The sequence below is a fragment of the Bacillus sp. DTU_2020_1000418_1_SI_GHA_SEK_038 genome (assembly GCF_032341175.1).
Classification (GTDB): domain Bacteria; phylum Bacillota; class Bacilli; order Bacillales; family Cytobacillaceae; genus Cytobacillus.
Window position 1 is genome coordinate 2442576 of record NZ_CP135435.1, and the last position, 19830, is coordinate 2462405.

The following is a 19830-nucleotide window of genomic DNA, read 5'->3' on the forward strand; positions in this document are numbered from 1 at the left end:
AAACTAGAGACTGAACATACTGTTATCATGTTCAGTCTAGAAATAGACGGTTTTCTAAAAGAGATCTGTTATTCAGCAGGACAAACTACCTGAGCCACTTACACATCAAGGGCGCATATTTTTAGGTTAAATGTACCCTTATTGTGCTTTTTTCATAATCCTAACTGTGTCGGATGTATAGTCCCTCCGACCCAATACTCGTATCAACTCTCGATATCTCTCAAAATACCTGTCAACCAACAGAACTGTCCCGTAGCATGATTCAATGTCCAATGTTTCAGATGAAGTGTGCTCATGGGCATAGCCGACAGATAGGTTCACACATTGGATGCCATGTGATGCCCAAATTCTTGTGTCACTGCTGCCTCCTGCTGTACATTTCCAGCCTGTTAATCCCGCTTCCATTGCAGTTTCTTCAATGAAATTCCCATAATTTTGATCGCAGAAACGTTCGTGTCTGCCACATGATACAACAATATCTCCACTCCCACGCCTATCTAGCACAAGCGCAGCATCCACATCCCAGAGGAAATACTCATGCACCTGGCTGGCACCAACCAAACCTACCTCCTCTTTCACGGTAAAAATAAATTTCACAGTACCGCGAAAATGTGATTGTTGTAAGTTCCTTGCCATTTGCAAAATAATCGCCACACCAGCACGGTCATCAGCACCTAAAATCCCTTCGCTGCTTGACCAAACTCCATTATCCTTCACAATTTTCCGTCCCGGAACAAAAGATTCATACGTATCTAAATGAGCATTCAGCAAGATGCACGGACCATTGCCAGAACCGTATTTTTTCTGAGCCAAAATATTTCCGCTTTGATCCACTGCAATATGATCAACAAACGGAGTAAGAACTTGAACCACATAATCTCTTATTTCGCCCTCATTCCCGCTCTCTCCATTTATTGATAGCACTCGCTCCAGCTCGTGAAAAAATAACTGTTTTCTCATAAACTCTTCATTATGATTCAGCCATTCTTTTTCAATCTTTTGTATCCCTTCAGCAATATCTAACAAATCATAACGATTACAAAGGAAAGTTACATTTCTGTTCCTGATGCGGTAACGTCTTGTGGAGATCGCTCTGAAAATCATTTCCACCTTCTCCATATCTACCCCTGGGCGAAACAGGAGATATGGATTTCGATTGCCATGACCATCACAGCTTCCAATGGTGTATAAACCGAGACGATTAAATTGTCTAACCAATCCGCTTAAATACGTATCTAGTTCATGAATTTTTGGCGCTTCCGATTCTGGAGTAAACCAGTCTCCGAAATGCCCTCTGTCTTGAAAGTCAACTGCTCGCAGCCAATCAGATTCGATGACTGGTCCTGTACCGATGGTTAGTACGTTACGAACTAAGGTAAATTCGACATCCAACTTAAGAAGACACTCCCGTAAAAACTTTAAATTTACCTCGGATTCCTTTGAACAGTCGAACTGATTCTCTCCCATTTCCTTTAAGTTAAACCCTTGTCGAATAAATAACTGATTCCAATTTTTCATACATGATCATCTCCCTTTTCGTGATGTCTCTATTATCACAAAAAGGCGATGACCGACCTGTCATCGGTTGATATATTCACTTCCGTAAGCATCATCGACCCTAAACATGACAATATAAGGAACGCTTTCATTGAAAAAATAGGCGATGTCATCTTGATACCGTGTAGGCTCAATAATAAATGGAATGCCAACCGCGTCAAGTTTCGATCTTAATCTCTCTATAGCTTTCACCAGGTTCGCTTTTTTAACTAGACCATCTACCCCTGTTTTACCGAAAAAATCAACCAAGTTTGCTCTCGTTCCTGGATTTTCTTTATTGCAGCGGAGAAGGAAATGTCTGAGCATCGCAGCCTGATTAGGTGTGAGCACTTTTTCCTCCCCATTGAACACGAGAATATTTTGTTGGTCGTTAAAGTATAAAACGATGGTGTTCATCGGACTCTGTCCAGCAAGTTCATCACATGAATCCCTTGAACAAGACTCAATACCATCTTTCGATATTTGATAAAACGCATTGGCCTCCAAATAATTTTCATTATGTTTTAAAACATCGTAAAGAGGTGATAATTCAAGATTAGGCAATTGTCCATGGGATCTGTCTAATTGTTCAAGTGCCTGATGAGTGGAGCTCGCAACATATAAAGCACTATTCGTTAAATACATGTGGGCATGGAAAATTTGCTTGTCACTTAATTGATACTCCGACTTAATATGTGAGCACTGACAGTCTAATGCCGATTGAAAATATTGTACGGCCCTGCTATAACGCTGCTCTTAATAAGCCAAAAATCCTAAACGGTAATACGCGATCGGGATCGTTCGATCATATTTCAGCGCCTTTTCAAGCGAACTTTGAGCAAGCCCATCATCTTTCTCATTATTCATTTTTAAAAAAGTACCGTATTTAATAAGATGTGAGATTAATAGTTTTTTGATATATATAACCGTATCTCCGAATTGTTCTTTATCTTTTCTGGCAAGCTGTATTTGCCTGCGATACATTTCTTCATAGACGTTTATCAGCATGGAGTAATGACCAAAGTCACTTTTCGGTTCATTTTCGTGTAAGGTTTGTTCTAGGGTTTCTAATTCTTCTATGGATAATTGGGATAGTCTCATGGATAGTCATCTCGCTTAGCTTTTTTATTTGTTAAGTAGAATGTCGGGACTTTACTCGATTCCTCGATAAGATTAGTAAGGAAAAAATCCCGTTTAATCAGTCTCAACTATTTTTTGGCATTTCTAACTCAAAAACTACCAGATCCCCCTGATTATATCAATATTAGATATTTACTGTTCAAATTCATGCCAACTCATGAACATGTGATCTATTATTATATACTTAACCATTTCCATTAAGGAATTCGTTAAAAATGTCAAATCCAAAATGCCTATATTCCTGCCGCTTTGTAACCACCAATTTCGCATAAACAACGGAATAAAAATATCCTTCAAATGTGGTATGAATCTCCCCTGCCTTTTGCATAAACACAGTTTGTTTAAACGCACAAACAATAATTTCAATAACCTCTTCCAAAGGTTTTTCAAGTTTGCTTTTTCGATAAGCGATTAAGGCACGCTGCCACAGTTTATAAATATCAATGGCATAAAAAAATGGAGAGGCAGTTTCACTAAACTTAGGATGAACAGATTCAGGAAGGTAGCTAATATCTAGCTGCTTATTTGTATTCATTTTGTCAGGTTTCTTTACGTTCTTTTCGTTATGTTTATTCTCACAGAGTGAATGATGTTTTTTCTCTGTTTTAATAGGAGTGACAGATGGAGTGACATCTTGGGGTGACATATTATTTTTTTGCTCCTCAACAGTCGGAAAAGGTTGAATGACAAGCAAATTCATACCTTGTTTCCCATTCATTCGTGCCGTTGCGATTTTTTTAAGAAATCCTAGAATTTCAAGTTTTTGAACAGCTCGAATAACGGTCCTTCGGGAAAGCTGAACAGCCTCAGCAATCGTATGGTATTTGGCAAATGACACGCCCACCACTTTAACCGAATGCCTCCAAATAAACTGGAGAACTTTCAACACACCTTGTGAAAAGGACGATTTATGTACATATAAAAAGCCGCGAACCGCTTTGTCCATTTCTTCCAAATCCGCAAAAGATTGATACCTTTGAATGGTTTCATAATTTAATTTTTCCATTTTCATAGCCTTTCTACTGTGCACGATCTATTATTCCTAGGTAGCTCTAAATTAGTATAAATTTATAAAAAAAGGAAATTAGCAAATAAGGCCATAAACACGTTTTTTCAAGCCAAAAGTGATTTTTGAGGCGAAAAGAGGGGTTAATATGCAGATTTGGGGCTCAAATTGGAACTTTGATATTAAAAAAGAAGATTAATACTGATGTATATATTTAGAGACTGACTATGACAAGTCAGTCTCTGATTCATCGAATAGATGTGTTTGTAATGGTCGAAGTCTCTTGTTTGAGGCAAAGAGAATACAATTTTTTACATTGAGGAATTGAAATTCCGAGGATGGGCCCTAACCCAAACGCAATAATGACCGTGCCTACTCCTACAGGGCCTCCTAACATCCAGCCTATAAGAAAAATGATGATTTCAATCCCATTTCGTACCCAGGGGATGCTCCAGCCCGTTTTTTCAACAATCAAAAGCATAAAATGGTCTCTTGGTCCTGCTCCAAGGTCAGCAGAAACATATAAACCAATTCCATATCCTAGTAAAATAACACCGATTATATACACTAACGATTCCCCTATTAAACCATCAACCGGTGGAAGCAGCCAATTAAAAAAATCAATAAACAACCCTAGAAACACCATATTAAGCAGCGCTCCTATTTTGGGCCATTCCTTTTTAATTACGGAACTAATCAACAACAGTAAACATCCACTGATGATCGACCAAGTGCCAATGGAGAGTCCCAATTTGAGAAATAACCCGTAATGAAAAACGTCCCAAGGTCCAATCCCCAATTGTTTCCCTTTAATCGTTAAAGAAATCCCAAAAGCTAAAATCATTAATCCAAAAACAAAAAAAGACCAGCGCAGAAACCATTCTCTTCTCATCATGACTGCTCCTTCATCTTATAGAATGCTATACTAATATACCATAAAAATTTAGGAATTGGACATTTGGAAAGGAAAATGTCTCAGAGGCCTCGCAGCTAAAATGGGAAAAACTCATTCATAGATTAGTTAGAAGTATGGATGAATTACTCAGGATATTTATCTGTACGATCAACAATAGTATAATTAGAATAACTTCTTTTATGTAATTCAAAAGCTTCCTCAATTGAAGCCACATCAAACCATCCACCATCTCTTAACATTTCATTTATGCCTTTGCACTTTGGGTTACGTGACTTATTCTTACTGTGAACACCAAAATGTTTAGTTGGCTTGTCAATATCAATCCAGATGCTCATGTTAAATGCTTTATAACTATGATTTGTTTATTGATAATAATAATCAATTATTACCTCAAATAATACTCGTTTAAGCATTTTCAATTTTATCAATCATTTTCAATCACAAAGACTGCAATTCTAAGTAGAATTATTTGCAAGTTTAATTGCTTTACAGTTAAAGAAGATGGATTCCTAAAAAAGGGAGTATATAACCATCAAAAGACAGGTAAATATTTTATTCATATACAATTGAGGAAGCAAAAAAAATTTTGATGTAGAACCTGAATCAAATGAGTCATCAAGGGACAAAAAAGTTCAAATCTACCCCTTTTATAATTATTACGAAAAAAAAAATAAAACACCCACAACATTGATATGCTCCCCTATAGGTAGACAGATTAAAAAATAAAAATCTGGCCACCTATGGGGGAGTATTTTTAATGTCTAAAAGAGCTTATTCTGCAGAAGAAAAATATGAAATATTGAAAGCGTTAGGGGACGAACATTCGACACACGAAATTGCATTAATTTATAAGGTGCATCATTCCTCTATTTTGGAATGGAGGCATAAATTTGATAAATTTGGTCTGGAAGGGCTAAAGGAGTCTTCAACATGGAAAAAATATTCTAAAGAGCTAAAGCTATTAGCCATAAAAGATTATTTGTCTGGCGATTACTCTATGCGTGAGATTACTAGAATGTATGAAATATCGGATGTATCTGTCCTCAGAGGTTGGATTCGGAAGTATAATAGTCATAGTGAAATAAAAGATACGTCACAAGGAAGGACGAACTCTATGACTAAGGGAAGAAAAACGACTTGGGAAGAACGAATACAAATTGTACTTGACTGCTTGGGGAACGGAAAAGATTATCAAGAAGCAGCTAATACTTATAATGTTTCTTATCAACAAGTCTATCAATGGGTTAAGAAGTATGAAGACGGCGGAGATAAAGCGCTGAAAGATAAACGTGGTAATAAGAAAGAAGAAGCTAAACTAACGCCAGAAGAGAAAATCAAACTTCATATGAAAAAGTTAGAAAGAGAAAATGAACGGTTACGTGCGGAGAATTTATTCTTAAAAAAGTTAGAGGAGATCGAAAGGAGGCGAAAATAAGCCAAATTCGATTTGAAGATAAGTACATCGCTATTCAGGAGCTTCACGAGAAAGAGAATTTAAGCATTAGTTTACTTTGCGAAATTGCGGAAATTGCACGTTCTGCATACTATAAGTGGCTTAATCGTACCCCTTCTTCCCGAGAATTATTAAATGAAGAAATAATTAAAGAGATGAAAATTCTCCATGAAAAGGTTGATAGCACCTTTGGCTATCGTCAAATGACACTTCATATGAATAGAAAGTTTCAAGAGAAACTTAACCATAAAAGAATCTATCGACTAATGAAAGTAGTTGGCTTACGCTCTGTCATTCGGATCAAGAAAAAACAATATAAACGTACTACACCTCAACATGTGGCAGAAAACATATTAAATCGGGAATTTACCGCGGAAAAACCAAATGAAAAATGGGTTACAGATGTAACAGAACTTAAGTATGGCCTATCAAAGAAGGCTTATTTAAGTGCGATTCGTGATCTTTATGATGGATCAATTGTAAGTTATGTTTTAGGACATTCCAATAATAATCAGCTTGTATTCAAGACGCTTGACCAAGCTACAGTACTATTAGATGGGGAACATCCACTTATCCATAGTGATCGTGGGTTCCAGTACACTTCAAAAGGATTTAAGCGTAAGATAGACGCGGTGAAGATGACACAAAGTATGTCACGAGTTGGTCGATGTATTGATAATGGACCAATGGAATCTTTTTGGGGAACACTGAAATGTGAGAAGTATTATTTACATAAATATAAGACATTTGAGGAACTTTCTCTTGCGATAGATGACTACATTCATTTCTATAATCATGATAGATACCAAAAACGATTAAACGGCCTAAGCCCTATGGAATATAGAGCTAAAGCCGCTTAAATCATTTTTATTATTTCCACTGTCTACTTGACAGGGTGCATATCACATTTGTGAGTGCTTTATTGTTTTTTCTAAAGAGACCCTTATGTTTTATTATATATCTCTCTCAAAAATACGTCGAGGATTATCCACTAACATCATATTAATTTCTTTTTGATCTACTCCCATTTTTCTCAGACGTGGCACAAAGTTTTCAAGAATATGAGAATACCCCCAACCACCATAAGTCTTTAATAATATCTTTAAAAATACATCATGCGAGAGTAATAACGATTGCCCATAACCTTTTTCTAGTAATCTAATAATTGCTCGAGCATTTTCTTCATCTGATGGAGATTGTCCTTCTGGGAATAACAAATCCATACCAATCTGGTCATATTCCAAGAACGCTCCTCTATCCGCTAGCGAAGTTTGATAATCAAAGTCATCCATACTTGGATTCATATGATCAAGTATAGTTTTTTGGATAGATCCGCCCTCTTTTTCCACGATATCAAGTACTTTATGACCATACCTTTCCCATCCTGGGAGATGGATTGTCAGTACTTTTCCTGTTCTTTTCTGTGCCCTTGCAGCTGCACGCAAGACTTTTACTTCAAGGTCTGTCATTTCGGGACCAATCCCAATTTCCCCTATAATTCCCGCTTTAATACCTGTCTCATCTACACCAAATTCTAAGTCTCTAACAATGTCATCTTCTATTTGCTCTATTGACCACTCCCTTACATGTAGTGGGATGGCGTTATGAAGATAGTACCCACACCCCATAATAATATTTAACCCCGTTCTTCGGGATAAACGATATAATGCCTTAGGATCTCTCCCTAGACCGACTGGAGTGACATCGATAATTGTTGCACCACCGAAATTGTAAAATTCCTTTGCCTCTCTAACAGCCACTTCTTCATCCACCATTAAACAATTGTCTTTATTATCATAAGGATTTAATCGGAGCTTTCCTAAAATATCCATTGTTACATGTTGATTAGCAAAATACTTTGCGGGTCCGTTTGGCTCTTCCCAAAGATGGGACCGATCGATATAAAGATGTTCATGCATCAATGTTATTCCTAGCTCTTTGCTGTCGATTGTTCCTTGAACCGTTTGAACTGTAGCCATACTGAATCACCTGATTAATTATTTTTTTTAAAGCCAAAAACTCGTATGTTTAAAATAACTGCTAGTAGTAGAACTGCTCCCTCGATAATCTGAATAATATAAGGTGAAACCTGCATGAGTGTTAGCCCGTTATTTATTACACCGATTATTAAAACACCAACTAAGGAACCCATCATTGAGCCTTTACCACCCATCAAGGCTGTACCTCCAAGAACTACAGCTGCTATTATATCCATTTCAAACATTAACCCAATATTTGATGAACCTGAACCTAATCTAGAAGAAATAATCAGTCCTGCCAATGCTGCTGCTGTTCCACTCATCATATAGGTGATTAGTTTTATTTTTCTAGTATCCACACCTGAACGTCTAACGGCCTCTTCATTTGCTCCAATTCCAGTAACATAGATACCAAATCTACTATTAATCAATATTATTGCACCTATTACTGCAATAATTATTGCCAATATTGTAGAGATAGGAATCCCAAATAATGTTCCAAGACCAATATTGATTAGTCCATGATCTCTAGAAATCGCAATAGAATAACCACCTGTTACTAGCAATGCTAAACCACGAACATAAAGCATAGATGATAATGTTACAATAAAAGGTGGAATCTTGTGATAGGCAGTAATATATCCGTTTACGAAACCCGCAAGTAATCCACATAAAATCACTAACAAAAAGGTGGATGGGCTACTAAACCCAGCTTGTAACGCTGTTGCCGTTACAGCACTAGAAAGTGCCACAATGGACCCAACTGAAAGATCTATTCCTCCAGTAGTAATAATGAAGGTCATTGCAACCACAACAATTAAGTTTGGGGCTAATTGTTGAATTAAATTATAGAAGTTTCCAAAGCTAAAGAAGGCATTAGTCATAATTCCAAAGTAGATAGAGATAAGGAGAAAAATAAAAAAAATACTTAGAACCTGCTTGTTTTCTGCTAACCACAATGAATTTTTAAAGGTTGACTTATAAGATTTTAGATTTACATTATTCTCTTCAAGTTTTTCCTTCATCATCATTTAGATGCCACCCCCAGATTACCCATGATCGACTTAATGACTGATTCGAGAGTGAATTCTTCAATTGGTCGATTATCAATGCATTTTCCTTCATGTAACACCATTAAGCGATCGCATACCTCGAATAAATCTTGAAGACGGTGGGTGATAAGGATTACACTGACTCCTGTTTTCTTCACTTTATTGATTAATTCTAAGACCATATTAACCTCTTTTACTCCAAGAGCTGAGGTTGGTTCATCTAAAATCAATACATTGGGCTGGAATATCATTGCTCTTGCAATTGCAACAGCTTGGCGCTGTCCACCTGACATATTTTGTACTGCTAATTTGGTGGATGCAATGTTAATTCCTAACTTATCTAATTCCTCACGAGTTCTTTGATGTAGTTTCTTTTTATCGATCAATCTTCCAGCAAACTTAACCGGCTCTCGTCCTAAAAAAATGTTATTAGCAACATTTAAGGTGTCACAGAGGGCCAAATCTTGATAAACTGTTTCAATCTGTAAATCTTTAGCGTCTCTAGGATTTCTAATATTAACTTTTTGACCGTTTACATAAAATGTCCCTTGGTCTGGAATGATAACTCCACTAAGAATCTTCATTAGAGTCGATTTCCCTGCGCCATTATCGCCGAGAAGTCCAAGGCATTCTCCTTTGTACAAAGATAAATCCACACCTTGTAGAGGTTTTACTGGACCAAAACTTTTATGGATATTTTTCATTTGAATACGAATCTCTTTATCCTTCAAAACACAAACCTCCTTTAAAAAAAGCGGAAAAACTGAGTTTCCGCTTTTCCGTCACAGCCTGTTATTTAAATGAGTCTCTATATTCATCAATATTTTCTTTCGTAACAATAGAAACTGGAACGTTTAGTTGTTTTTCTACTGTTTCTCCGTCAATTAATTTCTTAGCAGCATTCACTGCCTCGCTTCCAAAATCAAATGGATGTTGTTGAACTACCGCTTCAACGAAACCTGCATCTATTCCTTCAATAACTTGTTTACTCAAATCCCAGCCAAAAAGTTTAACTCTGTCTTCAGCTTTTTGTGATCGAACAGCTGAAACTAACCCTATAAAAGCAGGTTCTCCAGTAGCAAAGGCAAAAGTTAAATCTGGAGAGCCAGTTAATAAGTTTTCTGAAGCAGTGAGTGCCTTTTCCTGAACATTTTCTCCATCCACCGTATTAACAATTTCTAAATTTTCGTTATTTGCTATAGTATCTTTAAAACCATCCTCACGATTTATTTGGATAGGAGAATTCAAAGCACCAACAACACCTAGTTTTATTTTTTGTCCATCATATTGACTTTTTATGAATTCATTAAAGTATTTTCCAAGTTCAACACTAGATTCGTAGTTGTCTACCCCAATTTGTACATCTACTGCATCACTCTGAATAATTGAATCTACTGAAATAATGTAAATGCCTGCTTTTTTTGCCTTTTCTACTACTGACTTCATTCCACCAGAATCAATCGCATTGACGATAATTGCATCAACGCCAGAGCTAATAAAGTCCTCAACGGAATTATGTTGACCAACTGTATCATTATTAGCATTATGAACAGTAAATTTTACCCCTAACTTATCAGCAGCTTCCTGAGCTCCTTTAACCATATCAGTAAAAAATAATGCTTCTTGGTTAATTACAGTCATAGCAATAGTTATTTCCCCATCATCTTCACTTTTCTTTGCAGGTTCTGTATTTCCTGCCGTATCGTCCACTTGACCACAAGCCATCAAAAATAAGAACAGCATTCCAACTAATAAACTGCTAATCCATTTTTTCATTTCCATTAGACCCCCTTGTTTTATTAATAAAATCTTCTACTTCCTTTCTATAAGGAAGAGAAGGTTGAGCCCCTTTCCTTGTAACAGAAATCGATGCTGCTACAACAGCTTTTTTAGTTGCATCAAACAAATTTTGTTCTTCTAACCAATACACTACAAGTGCACCGCAAAAGCAGTCACCCGCTGCTGTAGTATCAATAGGTTGAACTTCTGGTGAAGGAATGTGATTAATACCTTCTTTGTTCCCTACTATAGCCCCTAATCTCCCCATCGTTAATACAACATTAACTTGGTCCTCATCTAATAACTGTTGTACAGCTAACTTGGCATCATTTAAATCATGAATAGGCAGACCGGTTAACTGACTTGCTTCCACCTCATTAATAATTAGAAAATCTACTAACCTTCTTATATTGGAGTTGATTTCCATTACAGGAGCCAAATTTAGAAAAATAGGAATATTACATTTGTATAATGTCTGTATGATGGAATGAGCGACATCCAAGTCCATCTCTAATTGAAGCATTGCAGCTTTAGCGTTGTCTGATTTTTCTAGTGCTGCATTAGCCTCATGTAGTGTTAAATATTTGTTTGCATTTTGATTTGTAATAATGATATTTTGACCTTCATCATCCACCAAAATCATGGAATTACCTGTTGATGTTTCTGAGGCTGTGTAAATATGGTCAACGAGAATTCCTTCCTCTATGAACTTTTTTCTTAATAGATGTGCATAGGGATCATCACCAACTTTCCCTATAAGAGCTACTTGAGTTCCCAGTCGTTGGATAGCTAAGGCTTGATTGGCTGCTTTCCCCCCTGGAACTTGCTGGAATTCATTAGAAGAAAGAGTCTCTCCGATCTTAGGAAAACGTGAAACATAGGAGACAAAATCAATGTTGATAGTTCCAATAACTATTACTTCTGGTTTCTTCACTTCAACCTACTCCCTAGACCTAACTTTTTTTACCTCACTCATAAAGTTGATTACCTCTTCCTTGGATACAGGGTTCCACCATTTACCTTCTTCTTTCAGGGAACTTCCAACAATACAGCCATCAGCAATAGAAAGTATTTTAGATGCATTCTCTCGTGTCATACCACTACCAACGATGACAGGGAGATTAGTATAGTTTTTTATACCTTCTATCTCGTTAATTTGTGTTTCATTTCCAGTCCTTGTTCCTGTAGCAATTAAAACATCAGCATCAAAAAATACGTTGTCATAAGTTTGGTCTGCTAAACTTCGATCCGCGATAATTGAATGGCTTCCATGTTTTACATGGACATCCACGAACATTTTTATGTTCTCCCCCTTTATTTGTGACCGGTATCTTGAAGCTTTTGCCGCTGCGCCTTCAACAAATCCTTCGTTGGCCACATAGGCGTTTACCCATTGATTCACCCTAACAAACGGCAATTCAGCAGCTTTGGCAACAGCAAGGGCTTGGATTGCTCCATTAGCTAAACAATTAATGCCAATTGGAATAGTAATTTGTGATTTTAATCTGTTTGCTACCGATGTCATAGCTGCTACAGTTTCAAATCCAATATCCTCAGGCTTAGAAAATGGTATATCCCATGCGTTCTCTATGATTATTCCGTCAAACCCGCCTTTTTCAAGTACAATTGCATCTCTTATTGCCCAGTCATATACATCATCTAGATTTCCACCTTTATAATGGGGTGCGCCTGGTAATGGTCGAAGATGAACCATCCCTATCACTGCACACTCTTGGTTAAAAATCTCTTTTAGATAATTAGGTTTGCTAGGGAAAATTTTATTTGACATAATCTCCTCCGAAATATAGTTATTGAAATGTAAAGTTATTTTACCGTCAAAAAATTTAAAATACGGACCCATACATCTCGATAATGTACCCAATTCATAAATTCGGTTGTTCCCCAGTGTGGTGCACAATCACTTGCAAAGGCAGCAGTTTTTCCTTTACCATAGTTCCCAATAACAATAAATGGATCATCCATTACTTTCACCAAAACTTCTGCATTTTGCTTGGCTTTAAACTTGTTATAGCCAAGAAAGGTTGGCCAATTTTCAATGTCCTTTGTTATTTCATGTTGGGTAATGGTTATTGGGTTTATTCCATGAGGTGCTTCAATACGATCATCCCCATCTTGCAACTCCACAGGCAATACTTCTGATAGAACAGTATTTTTGTAGTTTGCTTTCCCTTCAATACCCATGAAGGATAAATATCCTCCAATCATTAACAAACCTCCTCCAAGATCTACATAATTGCGAATTAAATCTAGAGCATTTGGAACGACTTCCATTTGATAGAAGGTGCGGTTTTGCAAAAGAAACGTGTTGCTTCCAATATCACTGATAACAATAGAATCGTACTTTTGTAATTCTTCAACCGTTTTTGGAAAACGAACCTGTACTTCATGTGCTGGCATGTAATCTACTTCTACTTCCGATTCTTTTAAACAGTTCAATAAGTATGTAGCTCCTTCTTCATATTTCGTTGAAGTAAAACTATCATACCCCTTTGAGTGAATCATATGAATTACCCATGATTCTCCAATAAAAAGTACCTTCATTTAAAACACTCCTTATTTTTTAAATATTTTCTATTGCTTCGAATTTCAGTACATCATCTATATGTGGCATGCTAGATTGCGCACCAAATTTTCCAACAGAAAGAGCAGCCACCTTATTTGCAAAGGTAAGAGCATCCGATATCGGTAGCCCACTTCCTAAAGCAAAAGCTAATCCTCCGTTAAAGCTATCACCAGCCCCCGTAGTATCAACCACATTAACATGGTATCCGGGGTAACTCTTTATTTCTTGGTGTTTTGCTTTATAAAGAGCACCCTTCTCACCCATCGTGGCCACAACATGTTGTACATCATGTTCTAGGAGTCTATCGATACTGTACTTTAGAGTTTCGGTATTTACTTTATTCGTTGCTGTTAGTACTTTTAATTCCGTCTCATTGGGGGTAATAATATCAATTTGTCGCAATAATTCATCGGGAAGTTTTCTTGCAGGAGCTGGATTTAAGATGACAGTTTTCTTGTACTTTTTGGCAAGCTGTACGGCATGTTGTACAGTTTCTAGGGGAATTTCTAGTTGGATAAGAACTAAATCTGATTCACTAATAATATCTTGATTATTGTCAATATCTTCTTTCTTACATTGTGCATTTGCACCCTGTATTACAGTAATTCGATTATCTTCCTTGTCTAAGAAGATAATGGCTACACCACTGGATTCACCAGGTACTATTTTTATACGCGCAGTGTTAACTTTGTTTTCTTTTAACATATCAATCAACTTTTCTCCATAAATATCATCTCCAACAGCCCCAATCAAAGTTACGTCCGCTCCAAGCCTTGAGGCCGCAACCGCCTGATTTGCCCCCTTTCCTCCTGGAAGGTATTTCAAGCTCTCACCCAGTACAGTTTCTCCACTAGTTGGAAACCTGCAGGATTGTACAACTAAATCCATATTTAAACTGCCTATTACAGTAATTTTTGGTCTCATGTCTTCACCTCACTTTTCAGCGTAGACTCTCGTACAACTAATTTTGTATCCAATTTAATTACTTTTTCTCGAAAATAGGAATGTTCAATGTAATGAATTAAATGCTCTGCAGCCAAATTTCCAATTTTATAAGTCGGCTGAACTACTGTTGTAATTTCGGGTGTTGTAATTTCAGTTAGACTAATTCCATCGTATCCACATATTGCTAATTCTTCTGGAACCTTAATCCCTTTCTGATAAAGCAGTTTTAATGCACCGATGGCATTCATATCATTTCCAGCAAAAATTCCATCAACATCGGGATGCTTATCAAGGATTTTTCTTGTAGCTTCAATCCCTCCTTCTATGGAAAAATGCCCTTGGGCTAGTAAACTGGGAGTGAACCAAGAATAATGTTGAACAACATCTTCATAACCTTTTAAGCGTTCACGTGCAGTACTTATTTCCAATGGACCGTATATATGAGCGATTTTTTTGCATCCCATCTTAAGTAAGTGTTCAACCGCCTGTTTAGCACCTTTGTAATTATCTACTAAAATTTCACATTCTATGTCCATATCAGGAACACGGTCTAGAACAACAAGTGGGATTTTCGAATTTCTAATTTTTATGGCATCCTCTGGGTTTAGTACCCCCGCTGCAAATATGATTCCATCCACATACTTTTGTTTTAATAAATCCACGTAAACCTTCTTATTTTTACCAGTTTGTTCGTAATTACATAAAATTAGAGTGAAACCTCTGAAATTGACGTAATCCTCTACACCCTTAGCTAACGTTGCGAAGAACGGATTTGTAATATCAGGTATAAATAAGGCAATTGTTTTTGATTTTTTTACCGTTAAACTTCGTGCAACCTCATTTGGCTCAAAATTTAATAACTTTATTGCCTCTTCTATTTTTTTTCTTGTTTCGGTACTAACGTACCCTTTAGAATTTATTACTCTAGAAACGCTTGCGGTAGAAACTCCAGCTAGTTTAGCAACATCCTTTATGGTAGCAGACATATTCTTCAACACCTTTTTGAATATAGTAAACCGGTTACACAATGTTTATATAAATTTTTATACTATCGCCTTTAGAGTTTCAAACAGTAGTAAACCGGTTACACATTTTATAAAAAAAATAGTTTCTAAAGTTAATGAGCTAAAGACCAAAATATTCAGAATATATAAAATATTTAATATCAATAATATATATGTCTAAACTCACCTTGTCAACGCTTACATTTTAATTTTTTAAAAAAATATATATAAAACAGACGGAACACACAGGAGGCATCGCAGCTAAAATGGGGAAAACTCATACACATATTAATTGTTTTGCTAAATCTAGATTAAACAAAAAATCAATGAAACTCCCATTTTTCTTGGTTCGCACCTCCAAATATACTTTATCCAACAAATTACGACCTACTTCTTTAAATCCCCTTTAATAAAATCTTGTAGAATTATTGATGAGTGGCATTTTCCTTCGTGTTTTAAAAAATATATCCCAATTTAATTGGAATTAGCACCAAAAATTACCTAAATGGGACAAAATAACTATTATCTATTGTTTTTCTTCCGTAATCATTTAATAATAGAATTAGAGGAATATATAGGAATAAATGTTAATGAAATTGAAGTGGATAAGGTGTTAAAAGGGCTTCTTGATAAAATATTTAAACCAACCCAGCAGACATCTCAACAAAAGACTGAGAACATTAGCCAGGCGGATGTCGAGGCAATAATAGATGCAAAACTTAAAGAACATGCAGCAGCCATTCAATCTACCAATGTAAATCAGCAAAATCAAAAAACGGAAACCAATAGGGATGATTACAAATTAACCGCCAAACAATTGGAGTTTGCACTTTCACTAATTGCCAAAGTCAGTAAAGAATTTAAGCTTGTAATTGACCCATCTGAATTAACTGTAAAGGACTTGAATAGACTCATAGCCTATCAAAGGTATGGGAATAAGGGGACACTGATTAATCTAGTAAAAAATGGGGTTTTGAAAAAAATCTAGCCATAAAAAAATATCCCCTGGTTCGGGTTCCAGGGGATTCAAGTATTTAAATATTATAAGGAAGCATTTTATTATTCTTGAAAATAAGACAGTTTCTTAAATTAATGTGTAAATTAAACTCAATTGACTACATACCGTGATGGTCCTTTAAAGACCTCTTTGACATGCCAACCAAGAAATGAATCATTCGGAACATAGTAATGCTGAACAGGGTTGCGTACTGATTGTCCATGATATTTCATTACCCATTCGTCAAAACCATTTCCGCCATTTGCATATTCAGAGACTAGGAATTTTCTTTCGTGGTTTATTGTAAAAATACCACGATCGAACAGCTTATGATGTAAGGAACAAAGTGCTATACCATTCTCTTCAGTATCTGGACCGCCAGCCTGGTGCCATTTAATATGAGCTGCCTCAATTCCCACTAAATGATTCCCTAATCGAACGTTGAAACCACAAACTGCACACCGGTATTCATAAGCTTTGAGCACTCGGTCTCTGAACTTGGGATCACGGCTGCTTTTTTTACCAAAGGTAAAATCTAGCCCAATAGAATCAAGAATGTCTTCATGCAAGGTTTCCGGGAAGTGAGCATCGAGTACTGTTTCAGCCACTTCCCTCTGTAACTGGATATCATTTTTTAATAGTAAATATATCTCTGTTTTAAACCCTGCAGAGATTTGTTTATCGATTAGTTGTTTATTCGTGAATTTACTAGTATTTATTGGCTGTGAGAGGTCCCAGATACCATCATTCACTAATCTCACAAATGGCTGCTCTGGATGATATGAACTTCTTAGCGGACCAAATTCTACTAATAGCTCCTTTAATTTTTCTCTTGCTTTATTATATGGGATAAGACGTTGACTCTCTTTTTGCAAATCCGCAATTGCATACAAAATCAAGAGAGGTTTATGTGGAGCACGTTGATCCCCTTTTTTCCAAATCGATAATTGATTTAATCGATTAATTAATTCATTCCTATCTATTTTCACCATGCCCCCTTCCCTTTACAATTGAACGTATATTCACACTAACTAGTCTTTTCTCCAGACTTCTTAACAGTCTGCCGTTCCATATTGATCTCATCAAAATATTTCGTATACTCCGATTCTCCGGAATACGATAGGCATAGATATTCCTTTGCCCTTGTCATTCCAATATATAACAGAGATGCTTCTCGCTCTTTATCATCTTCTAAAGCAAACGGCATGTTATCTATATTCACAATAAAAACAGCCTGAAAATCTAAGCCTTTGCTGCTGTCAATTGTACTAATTTTCACGGAATCCTCTTCTCGTTCAAACTTCCGCTTGGACTCACTATTTTCAGTTAGCCAGTAATACCTAACGCCCTCCTGATCAAGGGCTCTCTTTAACACATCGATGTAATTCATCTGATATGTCTTTTTTACCCTATAAAGAATCAGCATTTCAGAAAAAGGAACTTTGTATTGCTCATGCAGCTTCTGAATTTGCCGTACCACAATTTTTGCCTCTTTAAAAAAACTGTCAGTTTTAACAATGGCTGGTTCTACACCTTTTCTTCTAGTACTTTGAGGTGCAATGATTTCCCCTTCGTGTTCCTTACTAACGACCTTATTTTTAAGAGCAGAATGCTTTTGATAAAAATCCCAAGCAAATTTCACAATCTGAGCTGTGTTACGATAATTAATGCTTAATACCTTAGATCTACCTTGAAAGCTCAACCCAGTGTCCTGCACATAACTGCGCTTCCGTTTGTATATAGTTTGGGCCCTATCCTCAACCAATAAGAGGGATTTTGTATCCGGATTCAGTAATTGACTAACAAGACCAAACCAATCTCCTTGGAAGTCCTGTCCCTCATCTATTAATATAGCATCATACATCGGTAAAATAGCTTGCCCGATTTCTAGTTTTTCAATCATGGATGGAATAGCATCCTCTGTGATCCTTAAATCATTCCTAAGCCATGCGTGGAAATTACGGACCTTTATATTATGTATTTTTGTATCGACTTCTTGTTCTGCCGCTGAATAATTAAAATCAAAGAGATTATCAGGCTCATTCATCATATGATAAATCATTTGCTCAATACTTCGGGCAAGAGAAATGTTATAACATAATATTAAAATCTTCCAATCCGGATGATCCTTTGCCAGCATCTTTGCCCGGCTGGCAAGTATCAATGTTTTTCCGCTCCCCGCCACTCCGCGAATCAAACGATTTTTATCCCCTATTTGCTTCGCCAGCATTTCCTGATGAAGGTCCATTGCCTTAATATCATGCAATGACAAAAGCAGCTGATCTTGGTATGGAACTGGTTGCTTAAATTCAGCACTAATGCGTACCTCCGGAAATAAATGATAGCGGATTGCATCCAGTTCTTCCTTTCCTAATGGAGCGGGCAAACGATAAGGGACAATGAACATATTAGAGATTTTTTCAAATAAATTTTCTGTCTTATAGTAGGTCGCAGAAACTTTTTAATTAAAAGTTGTAGTGTGTTTACCTATTTTTTACATCAAAAATAACGAATGCCGCATTTTGATTTATTTTCCAAGTATGTCCTTCCATTCATCAATTGAGCTGGCATTATTAATTTTCTTTTCTAAAATTCGGAAATTATTACTTATTCTTTTTCGATTAATACTATCTTTTACACCTAAATAATCATCTACATGTAAAGATTGACCTGTACTATCCTTAATTGGACTTAAAACAGCTGACCTGGAATGCTGACAAAATTTTTGAAGTGCTTCTTTAACCGTCTTAGGAAATGTTTGATTATTTTTGAAAGCCTCAATTGCTAATGATTCAATATGATAGCCAGAAAGGCGGTTCTTCTTGGGGAATTGGTCGTTAATACTCTTGAACAGTTTAATCATCGGTGTAACCTTACCACCATTTGACTGATTCACCTTGGATAGCTTTTCAGCAAATTTCTTAGGCTTAATAACGTTACTCCATTCGTTAATACCAGGCTTTGCAATTTTATAACCAGTAGCTGTCTTAATACTTGGTAATAATTGAACTTCATAACCACTTTTGAATTTAACAGTAACAGCTAAATCACCCTTTTTCACTTCTGTTTTAGGGAGTCGATTTTTGATTTGCTGAACAAAATAATCTAATACATCTTGAGGTTTTGCGTTTGCTAACTCGCTATTATTAATCCTAACTAACATGTCCACATCACTTAAGCCTTGCGCATAGGTATGTTTACTAACAGAGCCACCAAATAAAACGTCAACAGTTCCATCCACATCTTTTTCGATTGCATCTTTTAGCGTATTCAAGTGACGTTGAACTTGTTCTGTATCTCGATTATTCAACTCCGATAATAATGATTGAAGATAATCGTTAATCGCTCTTTCGTTTTCCTTTTGCTGTTGACTAGCTTGGTCTTTTAATAAATCCGATAAACTCATCTTTGGAACATTCCAACCTCCACCGCCGCCCAA

At 36.4% G+C, this 19830-nt stretch carries 20 protein-coding genes; 2 read left to right on the plus strand and 18 right to left on the minus strand.

Annotated elements, in window-relative coordinates; translation table 11 throughout:
• Positions 1–138: 138 nt before the first annotated feature.
• The 6 genes from RRV45_RS12075 to RRV45_RS12100 all read right to left on the minus strand — a co-directional run bounded on the left by RRV45_RS12075 (position 139) and on the right by RRV45_RS12100 (position 4933).
• A complete protein-coding gene (locus RRV45_RS12075; protein ID WP_315664940.1) occupies positions 139–1518 on the minus strand; it encodes a M20/M25/M40 family metallo-hydrolase in 1380 nt (459 codons plus the stop codon).
• Between the two features lie 60 nt (positions 1519–1578).
• Positions 1579–2181 (minus strand): hypothetical protein, encoded by a 603-nt coding sequence (locus RRV45_RS12080; protein WP_315664941.1) that lies wholly within the window; start codon positions 2179–2181, stop codon positions 1579–1581.
• 111 nt (positions 2182–2292) lie between these two features.
• Positions 2293–2637, minus strand: a complete 345-nt coding sequence (locus tag RRV45_RS12085; protein WP_315664942.1) for a hypothetical protein — start codon at positions 2635–2637, stop codon at positions 2293–2295.
• A gap of 223 nt (positions 2638–2860) precedes the next feature.
• Complete coding sequence (locus RRV45_RS12090) at positions 2861–3682, minus strand: helix-turn-helix domain-containing protein (RefSeq protein WP_315664943.1); 822 nt, start codon at positions 3680–3682, stop codon at positions 2861–2863.
• 247 nt (positions 3683–3929) lie between these two features.
• On the minus strand, positions 3930–4574 hold the full coding sequence (locus tag RRV45_RS12095; RefSeq protein WP_315669024.1) for a YczE/YyaS/YitT family protein: 645 nt from the start codon (positions 4572–4574) through the stop codon (positions 3930–3932).
• A 146-nt stretch (positions 4575–4720) separates the two neighbouring features.
• Positions 4721–4933, minus strand: coding sequence for a hypothetical protein (locus RRV45_RS12100; protein WP_315664944.1), 213 nt, complete (start codon positions 4931–4933; stop codon positions 4721–4723).
• 422 nt (positions 4934–5355) lie between these two features.
• Between RRV45_RS12100 and RRV45_RS12105 the strand changes: the two genes are divergently transcribed.
• Positions 5356–6911, plus strand: a protein-coding gene (locus RRV45_RS12105) for an IS3 family transposase (protein WP_315664945.1) whose coding sequence is annotated in 2 segments (ribosomal slippage) — positions 5356–5995 and positions 5995–6911 — 1557 coding nt in all. Because the reading frame shifts where the segments join, the coding sequence is not laid out codon by codon here.
• A gap of 93 nt (positions 6912–7004) precedes the next feature.
• On the opposite strand, the gene RRV45_RS12110 is transcribed toward RRV45_RS12105, so the two are convergent.
• The 9 genes from RRV45_RS12110 to RRV45_RS12150 form a co-directional block, all read right to left on the minus strand.
• Positions 7005–8030: a phosphotriesterase family protein gene (locus tag RRV45_RS12110; protein ID WP_315664946.1), complete on the minus strand. Its 1026-nt coding sequence runs from the start codon at positions 8028–8030 to the stop codon at positions 7005–7007.
• A 14-nt stretch (positions 8031–8044) separates the two neighbouring features.
• Positions 8045–9061, minus strand: coding sequence for an ABC transporter permease (locus RRV45_RS12115; protein ID WP_315664947.1), 1017 nt, complete (start codon positions 9059–9061; stop codon positions 8045–8047).
• The gene (locus RRV45_RS12120; protein ID WP_315664948.1) at positions 9058–9813 is read right to left on the minus strand and encodes an ATP-binding cassette domain-containing protein; all 756 of its coding nucleotides are present in this window, start codon (positions 9811–9813) and stop codon (positions 9058–9060) included. Before RRV45_RS12120 ends, RRV45_RS12115 begins: the two co-directional genes overlap by 4 nt.
• A 61-nt stretch (positions 9814–9874) precedes the next feature.
• On the minus strand, positions 9875–10858 hold the full coding sequence (locus RRV45_RS12125; protein ID WP_315664949.1) for a substrate-binding domain-containing protein: 984 nt from the start codon (positions 10856–10858) through the stop codon (positions 9875–9877).
• Positions 10842–11795: a ribokinase gene (locus RRV45_RS12130; protein ID WP_315664950.1), complete on the minus strand. Its 954-nt coding sequence runs from the start codon at positions 11793–11795 to the stop codon at positions 10842–10844. Before RRV45_RS12130 ends, RRV45_RS12125 begins: the two co-directional genes overlap by 17 nt.
• 6 nt (positions 11796–11801) lie before the next feature.
• Positions 11802–12650 (minus strand): BtpA/SgcQ family protein, encoded by an 849-nt coding sequence (locus RRV45_RS12135; protein ID WP_315664951.1) that lies wholly within the window; start codon positions 12648–12650, stop codon positions 11802–11804.
• 35 nt (positions 12651–12685) lie between these two features.
• The gene (locus RRV45_RS12140) at positions 12686–13423 is read right to left on the minus strand and encodes a glutamine amidotransferase (RefSeq protein WP_315664952.1); all 738 of its coding nucleotides are present in this window, start codon (positions 13421–13423) and stop codon (positions 12686–12688) included.
• Between the two features lie 19 nt (positions 13424–13442).
• Complete coding sequence (gene rbsK / locus RRV45_RS12145) at positions 13443–14369, minus strand: ribokinase (RefSeq protein WP_315664953.1); 927 nt, start codon at positions 14367–14369, stop codon at positions 13443–13445.
• Positions 14366–15376 carry a LacI family DNA-binding transcriptional regulator gene (locus tag RRV45_RS12150; protein WP_315664954.1) on the minus strand — a complete coding sequence of 337 codons (1011 nt, stop codon included), beginning with the start codon at positions 15374–15376 and terminating at the stop codon, positions 14366–14368. Before RRV45_RS12150 ends, rbsK begins: the two co-directional genes overlap by 4 nt.
• Before the next feature lie 523 nt (positions 15377–15899).
• Between RRV45_RS12150 and RRV45_RS12155 the strand changes: the two genes are divergently transcribed.
• Complete coding sequence (locus RRV45_RS12155) at positions 15900–16382, plus strand: ABC transporter ATP-binding protein (protein WP_315664955.1); 483 nt, start codon at positions 15900–15902, stop codon at positions 16380–16382.
• Between the two features lie 119 nt (positions 16383–16501).
• Here RRV45_RS12155 and RRV45_RS12160 read toward each other — a convergent pair whose 3' ends face one another.
• The 3 genes from RRV45_RS12160 to RRV45_RS12170 all read right to left on the minus strand — a co-directional run bounded on the left by RRV45_RS12160 (position 16502) and on the right by RRV45_RS12170 (position 19830).
• Positions 16502–17374: a phosphorothioated DNA-binding restriction endonuclease gene (locus tag RRV45_RS12160; RefSeq protein WP_410489378.1), complete on the minus strand. Its 873-nt coding sequence runs from the start codon at positions 17372–17374 to the stop codon at positions 16502–16504.
• A 44-nt stretch (positions 17375–17418) separates the two neighbouring features.
• Positions 17419–18798: a DEAD/DEAH box helicase gene (locus RRV45_RS12165; RefSeq protein ID WP_410489290.1), complete on the minus strand. Its 1380-nt coding sequence runs from the start codon at positions 18796–18798 to the stop codon at positions 17419–17421.
• A gap of 120 nt (positions 18799–18918) precedes the next feature.
• Positions 18919–19830 (minus strand): CBASS oligonucleotide cyclase, encoded by a 912-nt coding sequence (locus RRV45_RS12170; protein ID WP_315664957.1) that lies wholly within the window; start codon positions 19828–19830, stop codon positions 18919–18921.

What these genes read in the sequence shown, in the direction of transcription:
- RRV45_RS12075 (WP_315664940.1), bottom strand. Translation starts at nt 1,518, where the DNA reads ATGAAAAATTGGAATCAGTTATTTATTCGACAAGGGTTTAACTTAAAG.
- RRV45_RS12080 (WP_315664941.1), bottom strand. Translation starts at nt 2,181, where the DNA reads ATGTATTTAACGAATAGTGCTTTATATGTTGCGAGCTCCACTCATCAG.
- RRV45_RS12085 (WP_315664942.1), bottom strand. Translation starts at nt 2,637, where the DNA reads ATGAGACTATCCCAATTATCCATAGAAGAATTAGAAACCCTAGAACAA.
- RRV45_RS12090 (WP_315664943.1), bottom strand. Translation starts at nt 3,682, where the DNA reads ATGGAAAAATTAAATTATGAAACCATTCAAAGGTATCAATCTTTTGCG.
- RRV45_RS12095 (WP_315669024.1), bottom strand. Translation starts at nt 4,574, where the DNA reads ATGAGAAGAGAATGGTTTCTGCGCTGGTCTTTTTTTGTTTTTGGATTA.
- RRV45_RS12100 (WP_315664944.1), bottom strand. Translation starts at nt 4,933, where the DNA reads ATGAGCATCTGGATTGATATTGACAAGCCAACTAAACATTTTGGTGTT.
- RRV45_RS12110 (WP_315664946.1), bottom strand. Translation starts at nt 8,030, where the DNA reads ATGGCTACAGTTCAAACGGTTCAAGGAACAATCGACAGCAAAGAGCTA.
- RRV45_RS12115 (WP_315664947.1), bottom strand. Translation starts at nt 9,061, where the DNA reads ATGATGATGAAGGAAAAACTTGAAGAGAATAATGTAAATCTAAAATCT.
- RRV45_RS12125 (WP_315664949.1), bottom strand. Translation starts at nt 10,858, where the DNA reads ATGAAAAAATGGATTAGCAGTTTATTAGTTGGAATGCTGTTCTTATTT.
- RRV45_RS12135 (WP_315664951.1), bottom strand. Translation starts at nt 12,650, where the DNA reads ATGTCAAATAAAATTTTCCCTAGCAAACCTAATTATCTAAAAGAGATT.
- RRV45_RS12140 (WP_315664952.1), bottom strand. Translation starts at nt 13,423, where the DNA reads ATGAAGGTACTTTTTATTGGAGAATCATGGGTAATTCATATGATTCAC.
- rbsK (WP_315664953.1), bottom strand. Translation starts at nt 14,369, where the DNA reads ATGAGACCAAAAATTACTGTAATAGGCAGTTTAAATATGGATTTAGTT.
- RRV45_RS12150 (WP_315664954.1), bottom strand. Translation starts at nt 15,376, where the DNA reads ATGTCTGCTACCATAAAGGATGTTGCTAAACTAGCTGGAGTTTCTACC.
- RRV45_RS12155 (WP_315664955.1), top strand. Translation starts at nt 15,900, where the DNA reads ATGGGACAAAATAACTATTATCTATTGTTTTTCTTCCGTAATCATTTA.
- RRV45_RS12165 (WP_410489290.1), bottom strand. Translation starts at nt 18,798, where the DNA reads ATGTTCATTGTCCCTTATCGTTTGCCCGCTCCATTAGGAAAGGAAGAA.